Annotated in this window: 15 protein-coding genes; 13 read left to right on the forward strand and 2 right to left on the reverse strand. The window is 39.7% G+C overall.

Annotated features, from left to right (window positions below; all coding sequences use genetic code 11):
- Positions 1-555: 555 nt before the first annotated feature.
- The 3 genes from HMPREF0023_RS17010 (at position 556) to HMPREF0023_RS05340 (ending at position 2,207) form a co-directional block, all read left to right on the forward strand.
- Positions 556-681, forward strand: coding sequence for a hypothetical protein (locus HMPREF0023_RS17010; protein ID WP_008941384.1), 126 nt, complete (start codon positions 556-558; stop codon positions 679-681).
- Between the two features lie 4 nt (positions 682-685).
- Complete coding sequence (locus HMPREF0023_RS05335) at positions 686-1,120, forward strand: CopG family ribbon-helix-helix protein (RefSeq protein WP_008941385.1); 435 nt, start codon at positions 686-688, stop codon at positions 1,118-1,120.
- Between the two features lie 64 nt (positions 1,121-1,184).
- Positions 1,185-2,207, forward strand: a complete 1,023-nt coding sequence (locus tag HMPREF0023_RS05340) for an ABC transporter substrate-binding protein (RefSeq protein WP_008941386.1) — start codon at positions 1,185-1,187, stop codon at positions 2,205-2,207.
- Positions 2,208-2,360: 153 nt separating this feature from the next.
- Here HMPREF0023_RS05340 and HMPREF0023_RS05345 read toward each other — a convergent pair whose 3' ends face one another.
- A complete protein-coding gene (locus tag HMPREF0023_RS05345; protein ID WP_004639185.1) occupies positions 2,361-3,239 on the reverse strand; it encodes an ABC transporter ATP-binding protein in 879 nt (292 codons plus the stop codon).
- Entirely contained in the window at positions 3,239-4,183 is a 945-nt protein-coding gene (locus HMPREF0023_RS05350) for an ABC transporter permease (RefSeq protein ID WP_008941387.1), read from the reverse strand. The genes HMPREF0023_RS05345 and HMPREF0023_RS05350 overlap by 1 nt, the downstream gene beginning before the upstream one ends.
- Before the next feature lie 188 nt (positions 4,184-4,371).
- Between HMPREF0023_RS05350 and HMPREF0023_RS05355 the strand changes: the two genes are divergently transcribed.
- The 10 genes from HMPREF0023_RS05355 to HMPREF0023_RS05400 all read left to right on the forward strand — a co-directional run.
- On the forward strand, positions 4,372-4,893 hold the full coding sequence (locus HMPREF0023_RS05355; RefSeq protein WP_161412328.1) for a sigma-70 family RNA polymerase sigma factor: 522 nt from the start codon (positions 4,372-4,374) through the stop codon (positions 4,891-4,893).
- Entirely contained in the window at positions 4,894-5,898 is a 1,005-nt protein-coding gene (locus tag HMPREF0023_RS05360; protein ID WP_008941389.1) for a FecR family protein, read from the forward strand.
- 128 nt (positions 5,899-6,026) lie between these two features.
- Positions 6,027-9,200, forward strand: a complete 3,174-nt coding sequence (locus HMPREF0023_RS05365; protein WP_008941390.1) for a TonB-dependent receptor — start codon at positions 6,027-6,029, stop codon at positions 9,198-9,200.
- Positions 9,201-9,388: 188 nt separating this feature from the next.
- Positions 9,389-10,180 (forward strand): Slam-dependent surface lipoprotein, encoded by a 792-nt coding sequence (locus tag HMPREF0023_RS05370; protein ID WP_008941391.1) that lies wholly within the window; start codon positions 9,389-9,391, stop codon positions 10,178-10,180.
- A gap of 81 nt (positions 10,181-10,261) precedes the next feature.
- Entirely contained in the window at positions 10,262-11,749 is a 1,488-nt protein-coding gene (locus HMPREF0023_RS05375) for a surface lipoprotein assembly modifier (RefSeq protein ID WP_017396727.1), read from the forward strand.
- Positions 11,750-11,758: 9 nt separating this feature from the next.
- Positions 11,759-12,673, forward strand: coding sequence for an energy transducer TonB (locus HMPREF0023_RS05380; RefSeq protein ID WP_008941393.1), 915 nt, complete (start codon positions 11,759-11,761; stop codon positions 12,671-12,673).
- A 33-nt stretch (positions 12,674-12,706) separates the two neighbouring features.
- A complete protein-coding gene (locus tag HMPREF0023_RS05385) occupies positions 12,707-13,303 on the forward strand; it encodes a biliverdin-producing heme oxygenase (RefSeq protein ID WP_005090515.1) in 597 nt (198 codons plus the stop codon).
- 111 nt (positions 13,304-13,414) lie between these two features.
- The gene (locus tag HMPREF0023_RS05390) at positions 13,415-13,840 is read left to right on the forward strand and encodes a YbaN family protein (protein WP_005090517.1); all 426 of its coding nucleotides are present in this window, start codon (positions 13,415-13,417) and stop codon (positions 13,838-13,840) included.
- Between the two features lie 168 nt (positions 13,841-14,008).
- Positions 14,009-14,356 (forward strand): hypothetical protein, encoded by a 348-nt coding sequence (locus tag HMPREF0023_RS05395; protein WP_005090518.1) that lies wholly within the window; start codon positions 14,009-14,011, stop codon positions 14,354-14,356.
- Between the two features lie 4 nt (positions 14,357-14,360).
- On the forward strand, positions 14,361-15,925 hold a 1,565-nt coding region (locus tag HMPREF0023_RS05400; protein ID WP_008941395.1), incomplete at its 3' end, for a PepSY-associated TM helix domain-containing protein.

A 15,925-nucleotide genomic window follows, 5' to 3' on the forward strand; every position in this document is an offset into this window, starting at 1 on the left:
ATTAAAGGAAAAACTACCTTTCGACGGCTTTTTTTCTTAAATGCTCTTGATACCCACAAAATGAGAGTTGACCTAACCTGAATAAAATATAGCCACACATTGATGCATTTAGCGTACCTAAATGGTGCAAATTGGTACATTTTTTAGGCATTTTAAAACGGGAAAATTATCCTCATTCGTGCTTTCTTTAGCTAAGTGTCTTATTTACCTTCTATTCTGACCGAATCCATACTATCTGATATTTTGGCATGCTTTATGCTTTTATTTATATACAACATAAATAGAGGAGAACAATAAACTTGATCACTAAATCACACACATCGGTTCATTCCAACATGTATAAAAAGAATAACCAGTACATGAGCAGTAACAATGGAATAAACTGATGAAATACTCTGCTTTCAAGCAAGCCCCATCTCAACGTAGTGGGGCTTTTTTATTATTTAATTTAAGTTTATTCAACAAATCTCAATCACTATAAATTGGCACATATTCTGCATTCTAAATAAGTAATACAAAAACTAATTTTAGTAATACCCCTTTAGGAGCTGCGATATGAGTGAAGTCAAAACCAATGCTGTAGAAAAACACCCTATTAAGAAATTTTTAGTCGATTTATTCAGTGCAAGAGCAGGTCTGTATTTCAAACAAAATCACCAAGTAAGCAAGGTAAGGGGATAAGACTGTGGCCAAGCAAAAGTTAGCTCGAATCAGTATTACCGTGCCCGAAACAACATTGAATGCACTTGATCAAAAAATCGTAGATCAACACTACGAAAGCCGTTCACAAGCGATCTTGGACATGATTAATCGGCATTTAATCGATGATCTAGCTAAAAACGATGAAGTTATGGTTGGCACTTTGACATTGTTGTATGACGTGAGTTTAAAACCACTGCGAACGCAACTTGTTGATTTGCAGCAACAATACTTAGCTCAGGTGATCAGTTCATTACATATTCAATTGGATGATGACAAAGTTCTACAAGTCATGTTGATGCAAGGTGTGAGTAGTGATTTGAAAGCCATCAGTCAACAGTTCATTGCTTTAAAAGGGGTGATTAAAGGGCATTTGGAATTGATGGATGCCGTCATGCCACCAATCGCACAAAACACTTAGGCACATAAACATTCGTAAAGACGAAAAGTTCTCAATATCAGAGCACAATAGGAGCAAGCATAAGATGATCAAAAAAACACTGATTTCAGCATCTGTGCTGACAGCGATTTTTTTAGGGGGCTGTGACAACACAGCAAAAATTCCAGAGTCTAAAGCAAAAACTGAAGGTAGTACCAACACTAAACCAATCACGATTGGATACAGTGATTGGCCGGGTTGGGTGGCATGGCAGGTGGCAATTGAAAAAGGTTGGTTTAAAGAAGCGGGGTTAAATGTCGAATTCAAATGGTTCGATTATTCCGCATCAATCAATGCATTTTCTGCCAGTCAACTCGATGCCGTTTCTGTATCTAATGGTGATAACTTGGTGATCGCGTCAGGAGGTACCAAAGGCATCATGATTTTGGCAACCGATTATTCGGCTGGAAATGATGTCATTATTGCCAAAAATGGAATTAATAATATTGCTGATTTGAAAGGTAAAAAAATTGCGGTTGAGAAAGGATTGGTCGATCATCACTTACTCAATACTGCTTTAGATGATGCTAAAGTGGCGAATAGTGAAGTCACTTTAGTGAATGCAGTCACCAATGAATTACCTCAAGTGTTTGCAAGTCCTGATGTGTCCGCAATTGCAGTTTGGCAACCTGTAGCCAATCAAGCTTTAAAAGCAGTTGCGGGTTCTAAAATCATCTATTCATCCAAAGATAAGCCCGGACTGATTTATGATACTTTGACCGTCAATATGACGCACCTTGCTGCAAATAAGGAAGATTGGAAAAAAATCATTCAGGTATGGGATAAAACTGTTAAATATATCAATGATCCAGCAACACGAGACGATGCTGTGGCAATCATGGCAAAACGAGTTGGTTTAGATGCTGCTCAATATGCTCAATTTATTGACGGAACCCATTTACTTGATCTGCAAGCAAATAAGAAGGTATTTACCAAATCCGACAGCTTTGATTCTATCTATGGTTCAAGTTATCACGTCAACGAATTTAATTTTAAAAATGGAGTCTACACCACTAAAGTGGACGTTGATGGCGTGATATTCCCAACGCTTGTTGAAGAGGTGAAATAGTTTTACATATTGAGTAAAATACCTTTAAATACAATCATTAACCCTTAAAAATCTCCCTTTCATGAGGGAGATTTTTTTATCTATTAAATATATCAATGAATACTTCCATATAAAAAACCCACTCTTGTAAGTGGGCTGTGACGTATCGGCGTTTCAATCTTCGCTTACTTTAGTCATACGAGGAATCAACGGCAAATCCTCGAGTGCTGGATCGAGTTGATCTTCATCGGCATGAACCAGTTGATCCACGCGTTGACGCAATGCTTTAAATTCAGGGCAAAGCATTTGATCTGGATGACGTGGGCGAGGTAAATCTACTTCGATAATTTCTTTTATTTCACCAGGATTGGCTTTCAGTGCGACGATACGGTCAGCGAGTAAGATCGCTTCATCCATATCATGAGTGACAAAAATAATGGTGATATCAATATTTTGCCATAAATCCATCAAGTGTCGTTGCATCTTCTGACGGGTATGTGGATCAAGTGCGCCAAATGGTTCATCCATCAATAAAATTTTAGGTTCATTCACCAATGCTCTAGCAATCGCAACACGCTGTTTCATCCCACCAGAAAGTTGATGAGGATACTGATTTTCATATTTTTCTAAGCCGATAATATTAATCCATTCCCGTGCTTGAGCCTCGGCCGTACTATCACTTTGTCCCTTCATTTTTGGCCCGAACATCACGTTTTCTTTGACGGTTTTCCACGGAAACAATGTATATCCTTGAAACACCATACCACGCTCAGGACTAGGCCCCATGATCGGTTGCCCATCAATCAAAATCTCTCCACCTGAATAAGAATCAAGCCCAGCAACAATCCGACTGAACGTTGACTTTCCACAGCCAGAAGGACCGATCACACAAATAAACTCACGTTTATGAATCTTTAAATCAATTTGATTTAAAACAGTTCGTTCAGTTTTACCGTGTTTGAAGCTTTGCGTGAGTTGTTTCGCTTCTAAGATGACAGCACGTTCATAAATATGATCAAAATATTCACGAGCATTGAAATGGGTATTTGTCATTAGTGTGCTCCTGATTTCCATTTAAAAAGCTGCTGTCCAAGTTTCATTAAAATGACATCACAGATCAGACCAATCACACCAATGATGAGGATGGCTGCATAAACATTGTCAAAATTTTGGTAACGCGCTTGTTGGGTGATAAACCATGTAATACCTGATGTACTCCCAATCAACTCAGCAACGATCAAATAAGTCCACGCCCAACCGAGTAAAACTCTTAAATCTCGATAAATCTCTGGCAAAGCAGCAGGAATTACCACATGAAATAGGCTCTTGGTTTTGTTCGTGCCAAGGGTAAAACCTGCTTCAATCAAACTGCGATCGACCAATCGAGTGGTATTGGCAATAATAAGTATCTGTTGAAATAGCGTACCGATGATAATGATGGCTATTTTTGGTGCATCATTGATACCTAATATAGCAACAGCTAAAGCACCAAAGGCAGGGGCAGGCAAATAACGGAAAAATTCAACAAACGGCTCTGTAAGTTGTGAAATTGTCTTAGAAAAACCGCATAAAATCCCCAAAGGTATACCGATGAGCGATGAGATAAAAAATGCAGTGAAGACCAGTTTAATACTGTGCCAAAGACTTTCATGAAACCACGGCGCATTGGCTTGAACAGGTGGCGTCGTAAATGCAGTGACAAGGGCTTTAGCAACTTCATGAGGAGCAGGCAAATAAATGGGGTTGACTAAGATTCCTTGAGGTGGTTTTAAACCATGATCTACAGCACTTTGTGCTTCAGAATAAAACACTTCTTTAGTAATACGACTATCAATCTGTAGATATGCCACACTGCCTGTATCCGTAATTTTGACTTGTGGGTGCCATAAAAATGGTAAATAACTCACAGCACACCACAACAAAATTGGTATTAAAAATGACCCGAGACCAAATAACATTTTGTTGGTTTGGCTGAGTTCGCGCGCAACGTAACTCATATTGTTTGCCTCTTAATATTACATTTTTTATAAAACGTAATACTAATTAAGCAAAATAAGTGCCAATCAGACTAAGACTAATTTGCGGTGAAAATAGGCAGGCAGTCAAACTTTATTCTTATTCTTTCTTGATTTTACAAATGATAATTATTATCATTTGTAAATACTTTGTTTTTGAGTCAATGATTGTGAACAAAAACCCGATACTCGTTGATGAATTATACAGAAACCATAGCGGGTGGCTTCATCATTGGCTGCGAAAGAAAATTGGAAGTTCTGAGCAAGCTGCTGATTTAGTTCAAGATACATTTATTAAAATCCTTCAGACACGAGATGAGTTGTTGGGTGTCAAAGAACCAAAAGCATATTTGACTTCAATTGCGAAAAATTTATTGATCGATCAAGTAAGACGTAAAAGAATTGAGCAAGCGTATCTAGATGGTCTGAGTGAAATGGAATACATGCTTGATGCAGTTATTTCTCCCGAAGAACAGGTGCAAATCATTCAAGCAATTCATCAGTTATGCAAAGCATTAGAAGCGGTCTCTGAGAAAGCACAACAGGCATTTATCTTGCATTATTTAGAGGGTTATACCCATAAAGAAACGGCTGAAAAACTCGGTGTTTCGACCAAGATGATCCAAAAGTATTTGGCCAGTTGTTTGGTACAGTGCTATCAAACCCGAATGGATATGGATGTGTTGGTTTAAATGACAAAGAATCATAACCAGCAATTGGTTGAAGAGGCAGCACAATGGATTGTTCAATTAAGCGCGGATGATGAGGTGACTCGTCGTAATGCAGAAGTACAATTCAAACAATGGAAAAAAAATAGTCAGCAACATCAAAAGATTGCCAACGATATTGAACGCTGTCTCGGTTCGATTCAAAAGTTATCACATAATCATCATAAAAAAATTACCAAATCGGCACTCAAAGCTGGGCTGGGATCAGGAAAGGTTTATAAAAATATTCGAACTGGTACAGCATTTGCAATCGCCCTATGCACTTTGGGTATTGGTACATTATATTTATCAGATACATCGCTAGGTTATATTGCTGCGGATATTCGCAGTAATTCTAGCCAGTGGACCACTCAAACATTACAAGATGGCTCACAAATCATTCTTCGTGGTAAAAGTGCAGTCAATATTGATTTTAAGTCTGACCAAAGAGTGGTTGAGCTGGTGCAAGGGGAAATATTTATTGATGTTGCTAAAGATCAGCATCGACCTTTTATTGTCAAAACATCTCATGGACAAATACAGGCACTTGGAACAGCTTTTAGTGTTGCATATCAACCCGAGATAACAGCATTAAAAATGCTACATTCAAAAGTTCAAGTGAGAGCCAAACCATCCAAGACAACACCTGTAAATAAAGTCAATCAAGCAATAGTGGAAGCAGGGCAAACGATTGGAATAGATCAAAATGGCTTAACACCAATTTCAGTACTAAATCGCTATAATGAGCAGCAAAAGTGGAATAAACATCAACTGATGGTTGAAGATCTACCACTGAATCAGGTGCTAAAAGCCTTGGATCAGAACTACAAAGGAAAAATTATTTTTAATGATTCAGCACTGAATAAGATACAAGTTAATGCTGTATTACCACTAGACCAAACACAAGACGCACTTAAGCTACTCGGCGCAGTTTTTCCTCAATTAAAAATATATCAAATTACGCCTTATGTGATTTTTGTGACGACTTAGCAAAAATTTTTAATTTTTTGGTTCCACTTTTTTCTTACTTGTTCGTCATAGTAAATAGAAGCAATAAATTTGGATCATTTTAATTGTTTATATTGAATGATTCTTATTTCTATTTACTGGGGTGTGTAATGGAAAACTTGGGAAATGGCCAGCAAAAGAGAAACAGTCTGTTTCGACTATCAAAGCTTGCACTTGCAATCTATACCGTGGGAATCGGGAGTTTAGCCTTACCGTTACATTCTGCATATGCAGCAACGACAAATGCCAAATCTTATAATATTTCAGCAGGAACATTGGCAAATGTGTTAAATCAATTTGCAGAACAATCGGGCACTTCGATTGCAATCGATGCACAACAGTTAAAAGGCAAAAATAGTACTGGCTTAAAAGGAAGTTACTCCATAGAGCAAGGCTTTCAACATATTCTCATGAACACAGAATTTTATGCTGTGAAAGTTGGGCAAGGCTATACACTTACAAAAAAAGCACCACCATTAACAGCCAATCAAGCTGCTTCAGTTTCTCCTATGAGTGATCAGCGCGATTCAATGAACGAAGCCTCAGCGCGTTTAGCTCCCATCGTTGTCTACGGTCAAGAAGATCGTGATACTCAAGGCTATAACAAAGTTTATGACGCAAATCATTCTTCAGTGTATGCAGGTAAAGAATATGTAGAGCGTTTTAAAGGTACAAATCCCGCTGATGTATTACAAGGTATGGTCGGGGTGTATAGTGGTGATGCTCGGAATAGCGGCGCACTTGATCCAAGTGTTCGAGGTGTGCAAGGTGTTGGTAGAGTACCATTAACGATCGATGGAACAGAGCAGTCGGTCGCTGTTTGGCGAGGGTATAATGGGGTTAACAATAGGAACTATATTGATCCGAACTTGATCGCTGGGATCGAGGTCATCAAAGGACCTTCACTAGAGCGTAATGCCACAACATCTGTGGGTGGTGGGGTGTTGGTAAAAACACTTGAAGCTGATGATATTGTCCGAGCAGGAAAAACCTTTGGTGCTGAATTAAAAGTAGAAGGCTCAACCAATTCAATAGATCCATCGCTACCCGACATGAGTAAAGTGGGTCGTAATTATAGTGAGACAACACCATGGATTGAAATAGATCGCGCCCGATATGATCCTGATATTTACAAGAAAAATAGAACCCGAAAAGATAACTCTAATTTCTCTGGCGATGATTTGGCCGGTCGACTTGCACTGGCTATGAAACAAGATCAATTCGATTTATTGGCAGTTTATGCTGTTCGTGAACGTGGCAATTATTTTTCAGGAACACACGGTGCGGGTTATTACAAGCGTGCTGAACCCAATAATGACAATTTCGATTTTATTCCATATTTTGCACATGCTTACAAACCGGGTGATGAAGTTCCAAATACATCTAGCCAGATGGAATCTTGGCTTTTCAAAGGAACCTATCGACCTACAGATTTCCAAACCTTAAAACTCACTTATCGAGATACTAAAAATAAATTTGGCGAAATCATGCCATCTCGTATTCAATGGGGAATAACACCTGATTTGGGTGTACCTCAATGGCCCCTCAGTGATATCCGTTCAAAAGCGTACAGTTTGGAATACAAATTTAAACCTGAAAGCAATCAGTGGGTCGATTTTTATGCCAATGTTTGGCAAACCGATACTGAAAGCCAGACTTATACTCGTGGTGGCTGGCCAATTGATATCGATTTTCGAGACAATCGCCTTATAAATACTGCGATCAGTCACTCTGACAATCAACGACAGGGTATTAGCATCAGTAATAAAGCAAGATTGAATGATCAGCTTGATTTGACTTTAGCTGGGAGCTTCTTAAAAGAAAAGCTGACTTCTGATGATATCTATGGTGAATATGGCCCAATGTATAGCATATTTCAGGCCTTACCGCGTGCTGGACGACGTGAAGAGAAAACTTTTGATTTTAATTTTAATTATCGTCCCTTGTCTTGGTTAAGCTTCGATGCGGGTATGCGTTACCGGTCTTATTGGGCTTTTGATGACTTCTTAAATAAATCAATACGCGATGGGGTTGATCCTACGCTCAATCCATTATTTACCAAGAAAAATAGACTCAAAGAATATAGTTTTGAATATCGAACTATGCCTGAAAATTATAATGCTCAGCAGCAGCGCATGATCAACCTACTATCGCAACGCTATGCAACGAGCAATCCTGATTGGGATGGTCGCTTAGAGACTGTACCTGCATCAGAGACAAATTTATATAGCCGAATTTGGTCACAAATCAATACGTTGACATGGAAAGCAGATCCAAATGGTCATTTGGCTTTGGCTGACAACATTTTGGATCAACTGAACGCTTTAGATCAGAAATATGTAGTGATCGGAAATGGCTTTAAGCCCGCTGTAATTGAACAAGTTCCAATTGAATCTGTAAACAAAGTTAAAGATAGCGGTTGGGCGCCTCAGTTAAGTGCAGCGATTCAACTGACCGAAAATAACCGACTCTATGCACGATATGCTGAAGAATATCGTTTGCCGAGTTTGTTTGAAAGCACTGTCGGTTTTTCAGCAATGATGCCTTATCAAGCTGTTAAACCTGAACATGCTTTTAACTATGAAGTGGGTTATGTCTATGATATGCGTGACTGGTTCAGTTCAGCACGCAATGCTGATTTTAAACTGGCGTATTACTACAACAAAACCAAGAACGTGATCGAACGAAATCAAAATCTGATTTTTACCAACATGGATGAGCAAAAACTTTCAGGTCTAGAACTGCAAAGCCGTTTTGACAATGGTGCTTTCTTCACAGATTTAAGTTTGGCTTATAACCTCAAAAATGAAGTCTGTGATAGCAATAGTGCGATTGACAGGATGATCAATAGTGGCACTGTACAAACAGATCATGGCATTCAATTCCGTGATGCTTACCAACGCTGCATCGATGACGGCTTTCCAAATGGTTATCTGGTGACAATGTCTACACCAGAACTCAGTGCACATGCATTGTTCGGCGCACGTTTCTTTGATGAAGCGCTTGAACTTGGGGCACGTGCAACTTTCTATAAAGCTTATGAAAGCCCACTGCGTAAAAACAATGATGATAGCGTCAATAAAGGCTATTACCTCAATGTTCCTTTGGCATGGGACGATACATGGATTTTTGATGCTTATGCACGCTATCAAGTAGATACCTACAACACCGTTGAGTTTGTAGGAAATAATCTTTCAAACCAATTTTATATCGATCCGCTTACTCGGAGTGCGATGGCCGCACCTGGTCGCACCCTTAAAATCAGTTGGACCACTAAGTTTTAACTCAGAATTTAATTCCTGCTTTTGGTGAGTTGGGATTAGATAGGCGTAAATAATAGATTTGAATGATTATTATTTACATAACTAAAAAGCAGTTTTATAGATTCAACTGCTCATACAACGACATGATAGCGATAGCGTTATCCTTATTGAAACAATAACTTATCTTCAAATAAATGGAGTAACAATAAATGAAAATCTCTCAACTGTTCATCGGTCTAGTCGCATGTTCTGCTGTATTTTCTCATGCAGCTATTGATGGTGCTTCTAGCAATGAAGCAAACATCAGAATCGGCGCGGCTGCAAATGCTAGCCATCCAGACGGTGTAGCAGCCATATCTATAGAAGCGGCAGGCGCACCATACAATGCATTTACAGGTTTTAGTTCATTAAAAGGCTTGGCACAAGCATTTGCTGCACAAGGTACCAGTAATACCAATGTCACAGTGGGTAGCAAGACCTTCAATATTTCGCACATTCCTGTATCGGCTATGCCACCTTCACATAGTGCTTTAGGTAACTTTAATTTTGGTCAGGTGGGTACGCAGGAAGTATATTTTGGTGAGTGGTGGAAGGCTGGCGATACAGCAGCGAGTGCGAGCCATACGGTTTATTATGCGGGTGACAATAGCAACACCACCGTACCAACAGCAGGTACTGCAACTTATACCGTTGCAGGGATTAATGGATCCGCGACGAATCTGTTAACTGGTAATTTCACTGCGAATTTTGGTACGGGGACGCTTGAAGGTTCTTTAAATGGAACAGGTACAGCGGTTTCAAACTTAACATTGAATGGTGTGACATTTAATCCAGGTACTGCTGAGTTTGCTGGTGCAGCAAGCGCCAATGGTACAGCTGGGTTAAATAATACAGGTATTGTCCAAGGACATTTCTTTGGTGCAAATGCTGCGGCTTTGGCAGGTATCGCCGAGTTTAATAACGCATCTTATAACACTGCATTTGGCGGTGCGAAAAACTAATCGTGGCGAGAGGAATCTACATCTGTAGGTTCCTTTTGTTTTTTATGCGTTGATGATTTTACATTTTGGTTTGCGGTTGATATGAAACGAACATTGCTGTGTTGCTTGGCTTTATGGGGAAATACATCACTCTATGCGGATGATGAGACTCAACTTCGCCTAAATCAGAGCCTAGATCAGCAGTTATTACAACAACAGCGTTCACTTCAAGCACAAGGTACGATTCGGAGCACTGAAAAGTTACCTGAACTCCAAATCAATGGAAAAGTCTATGTCGTAGAGAAGAACCAAGATGATCTAGCCAAAGCGCTATATCTAGCGGTTATGCAAAAACAATGGGTTAATGTTCAAATTTATTTAGTGCATTATCAAAGCTATCCTGAGTATGATCAGGCTTTAACTGATTTCGCTGAAGGTGCATTGGCACGTGCTCAGGGACAACTAAAACTGGCTGAACAAAAATTCCAAAGCAGTTTAAATAAACAACCGAACAATCTGATTTGTGAACTCGAGTTAGCGCGTGTGCTGTTTGAACAACAGAAGAACAAAGAGGCAGCACACCTTTTTATAACGATTCAAAATAAATTAGAACAAAGTGATCACAGTGTCATTCCACCAGAAGTACAAAAAACGGTTCAGCTTTTCGTCAAAGCGCTTGCTCAACGAGATGCATGGCAAGGTTCTATTGCTATAGGTCCGACTTATGCGAGCAATCTAAACAGTTCATCAGAACAAAGCAAAACTTGGACGCTGTATGGCATGGATAAAGATGGCAACATTATCCCAGCTCAAATTACACGAGGAAGTCCAAAAGCAGTTTCAGCAAATGGTATAGATTATGACGCAAGCCTGATCAAACGTTTTTCCATCAAAGAAAATCATGGTGTTGCACTACGTGCTCTAGCTTATGGACAGTCCTACGATAACCAAAGCAATTATAACGAATCCACCCTCAACGTAAATGCAGGTTATAGCTATTACGATTTAAAAAACCAAATTAATTTCAGTCCACTATTTGAACACAAACGTTATGGCAACGAGAGTTTGTACGATGCTTGGGGCGGGCGGATTGAATGGATGCGATTTATTTCAGGAGATAAAGCACTCAAACTTGAAGCAGAAATTAAAGATTTTAATTATCAAACCTATAAAACACTTAATGGGCAAGAGCGTTCGGTGCTGGCGACTTTTTGGAAAATTTTACCAGAACAATGGACATTCTTTGGTGGACTCGACCTCCTTGATCGTTCGACACAAGAACAATATACCGCGGCTTACCAGCAACAAGGAATTCGTCTAGGTATAAGTAAACCATGGAGTATTGGAATTCATACAACATTATTAAGTACTTATCGTTGGCGACAATTTGATAAATACGCAAAGGTTTATGAAGCAAGGCGACATGATTTTGAACAAAATTATACGTTTGTTGTGCAAATGCCACGCTTCAAATTTTATGGCGTAACGCCGAATTTAACTTATCGCTATAACCACAATGATAGCAATGTGGACTGGTTGTACACTTATGACAAGCACAATGTCAGCCTGAAACTCGAACACCGTTTCTAGGAGAGGCTGATGAAATTAAAAAATCTATCTCCAAGTTATAAACAACAATTTCCTCGCTTCTCTGAATTGCATCCTCATCATTTCGGGAAATGGGGCGTTGTAGGTACGGTCATGCTTTTGCATATTGCAGCATTGTGGTTGCTCAGCCATCTGATAGAACCGTATACATTGGATAGCGCACCTAAAGTGAATGCATTAAAAGTGCATTTCGTTTCATTGTCCAGTGCCGAACAATCATCACCACGATCGTCTGGACAAAGTGCTGTTGCAATCAAGTCAGAGAAGCAAAAACGAAGCGTATCAGAGAGTTCAAATGCAACCGTATCATCCAAACCCGCCGCAAATACTCGCACACTCAGCAGCACACATGCTGATCGTGTGATATCAGATAGCCAGCCAAAACATAATCATAAAAATGAGCAAGCTACCCCAACTCAAATATCTGAAGATTCAGGGCCATCCCTGAATAAAGATCTAACGTTAAAAACAAAACAGATCGAACAACAGCTCACATCGAAGCAAAACCCAAATGTATCAAAACAACAGGGAGAGAGCCATTCCAACGCTGGTGGAGTGATGACACCCGCGACACAACAGGAACTTGCACGTGCTCCAGATAGCCAAGTCGCCCCAAATGAACCATTACAAGTGAGTCGTGTAGATGTATTAAGTTTTGCAAAACTAAGCTATGAGGATCGTGAACTAAAACAACAAGATCGCACGGTTGAACTTCGTATACGTATTAATGAAAACGGTCAGGCGACAGATATTCAACTACAACAAAGCTCAGGCATCAGCAGCTTGGATCAACGTGTCATACAAGCTGTACTTAAATCAAAATTTAAACCTTATCAAGTGAACGGTCGAGCAGTGGCCGTGGTCGTGGACTTCCCAGTCCAACTTAAACTCAGTCGGAATCGTTGAACCATCCGTGATATCTATTTTAGGAGAAAGAAAATGAATGCAGCAACAGAACAGATGATTGCTAATCAATTGTCCCAACGTTTAAAACATGAAACCGCAACTGAACATGAACGTATGCACAAATTGATGGCTGAAGCAGCGGTATTTTCGAGTAAAGAGCGATATACACAATTCACCTTGTCACAATACTACTTTCAGAAAGAGATTGAACATCTTTTCGAAAAGCAAGGCGTGGCGGAACTCATTCCGGATTTAGGGATTCGTGGACGTTCTCAACAAGCACTTGCAGATTTGCAAGACTTAGGACTAGTACCAAAAGGTGAACCTTTACAAAGTAAAAATGTCGAAATGCCTGAAGCATTAGGTTGGATCTACGTTTCGGAGGGTTCAACTTTAGGTGCAGCCTTTTTATTTAAAGAAGCACAAAAGCATTTAGGTTTTTCTGAAACTTTTGCTGCTCGAAATCTTGCAGCCTATCCCGAAGGACGTGCCAAGGTGTGGAAACGTTTTGTACAAGCTTTGGATGAGACAGGCTTTGATCAATCTCAGCAAGACCGTGTGATCCAAGGTGCTTTAGATGCTTTTAGTTATTTTGGTAACGCACTCAATCGATTGGATGAATTGCACTAAATCTTTGAGAAGCAATTTTTATTTATCCAGATTAGGGAAATACACAACAAAGATTAGAAAATTCTCAAAGCACTTAACTCATCAAACTATGCCTAACTGAGTATGAAACATATGGATCACACAGAGAATAAGTTAAATATGGAACTAACTTCCGCACCATCACCAGAAAATAAAGTCGCACGTTCGATTTGGTGGCGTATGTTATTTATATGTCTCGCTTGGTTATGCATTGCTTTGGGAGTGCTCGGGATTTTTATTCCCGGTTTACCAACTGTCGATTTTATTTTATTGGCAGTCTTCTTTGCGGCGAGGGGATCAGAAAAGCTTCATCAATGGCTATTAAATCATCGCTTTGTCGGTCCGATCATAAAAGAATGGAGGGAAAATCGTCGCATACCTAAAAAAGCAAAATATATTTCAACGGTGAGTATGAGTGTCGCTGCAGGTCTTATGATCTGGACCATTCCGCATCCTTGGGTGGTATATCCTCTCATTGCATGTATGGCTGTAGTCTTGATCTGGATGTGGAGCAAATAGTTTATGTCGATCTGTACATACTGAATGCATAAAATTGAATCATTTACTTGTGATAATAATTATCATTATTGTTATTTTTATTAGTTTTGTGTATGCTCCAAGCAATTTTTTAATCATAGATTAAGGTGGGGATGATCCTGAATAGTCGTCACCACTATTGGTATCGTTATGACTATTGAAGCATCAATTCCCTTCGTCGCCACTAAGACCATCTCCAAAAAGACTATTCAACGATCAGCGTTAATTAAATATCGTTTGATGGTCTTATCTCGCTTTGTCTTGGCAATTTTTGGTGGTTATTACTTTTCAGCGATCACAGCAATGCTGATTGTATTTTTATTTCCGACTGAACCTTTAAAAGCAAATGCGGTCTTAAGCGTCACCATGCTGGCTTTTATCATTCATTGTGCTTTGTTCATTTGGGTCTTCATGGTCAACTCAACGCTTAAAGTCTGGCTCTCAGTGGTACTGCCGAGCGTCTTGATGACACTGATCTATTTATCGTTACAAGGATGACATCATGCGTGTTGATGGTAAAAATGAGGGACCACGCCAATCGATGTCTTGGCTGCATACTTGGGCGAGTTTACTGTTAGGTTGGTTGTTATATGCAGTATTTTTAACAGGAACGTTGAGCTTCTTCCAAAATGAAATTACTGTTTGGATGAAACCAGAGCTACACCAATCTGTGAATACAGTTTCACAGCAACAACAACTTAGCCATGCCTTGGCATATTTGAATCAGAAAGGTCAAAATGCCGAGAGTTGGAATATTCGTTTTGCCAATGAAAGACAACCCGCCATTATGCTGAATATCCGCCAAGCCGGTGAAGAACGACGACGTGGTGGAGAGATTTACTTAGATACTCAAACAGGCCAAGAGATTAAGGCGAGAGAAACTAGAGGTGGAGCTTTTCTCTATCGTTTCCATTTTGAGCTATATGGCATGCCGCGTATTTGGGGACGCTGGATTGTCGGTATCGCAACACTACTGATGTTTGTCGCTATCATTAGCGGGATTATCACGCATAAAAAGATTTTCAAAGATTTCTTTACTTTCCGACCTGCCAAAGGGCAACGTTCTTGGCTGGATGCGCATAACGCGACGGCGGTTTTCGCTTTACCTTTTCACATCATGATTACTTTTAGTGGTTTATTGCTACTGATGCATTTGTTTATGCCTTGGGCGATGAATACACATTATGGCGATGTGCGCAGTTTCTATCAGATTCTCAATCAACCTGTTGCTCAAACACCTGAACAAGCCCGTTTACTGGAAGAACAAAAACAAAAAGGGTTGCTGACAGGACGAGGAAATCGTGGCGGTGGTCGTGTTGAATCAGTGCAAGAAAATAAGCCTGTTGAGGCGGCAGAAATGGTTAATTTAACTGCGTTGACGAAGACTGTTCAACACAGTTGGTTAAACAATCCCATCTCTTCGATCAGGGTCAATAAACCCAATACGGTAGAAGCCGAAATACAATATAACGCTACACGTACCACAACGTTAATGGATCGAGAAAGTATCCCGTCATTAAAATTCAATGCGGTAACTGGTCGAGAAATAGACGAGGCGAAACCTGTCAATTCAACTCCAAAAGCGATTTATACCTTAGTGACATGGCTTCATATGGCACATGGCGTAGATTCAGTTTTACGTTGGTTGTTATTTTTATCAGGTGTGTTAGGTACGATGATGATCGCATCTGGACTTATTCTATGGGTGGTTAAACGCGCACCAGATGTTCAAAAGTTGGGCTACAAACCTGTCGGGCATCGTGTAGTTGAAGTATTAAATATTGCAGCGATTACAGGATTACCAATTGCTTGTGCTTCATATTTCTTTGCCAATCGACTGATTCCAGCTCAAATTATTGAACGTTCACCCATTGAAATTAAGGTATTTTTTATCACTTGGTTGTTGTGTTTAGTCCATGCTGCAATTCGTCAACATCGTCCTGCATGGTTGGATCAACTCGCTTTGGCTGCGGTCATGTTTTTATTGATTCCAATACTCAATGTCTTAACTGGAGGTATGCCACTCTGGAAAAGTATCTATCTTGGTCAATGGATGATTGCAAGTTG

Source organism: Acinetobacter sp. ATCC 27244 (assembly GCF_000156555.1).
Taxonomy (GTDB): domain Bacteria; phylum Pseudomonadota; class Gammaproteobacteria; order Pseudomonadales; family Moraxellaceae; genus Acinetobacter; species Acinetobacter haemolyticus.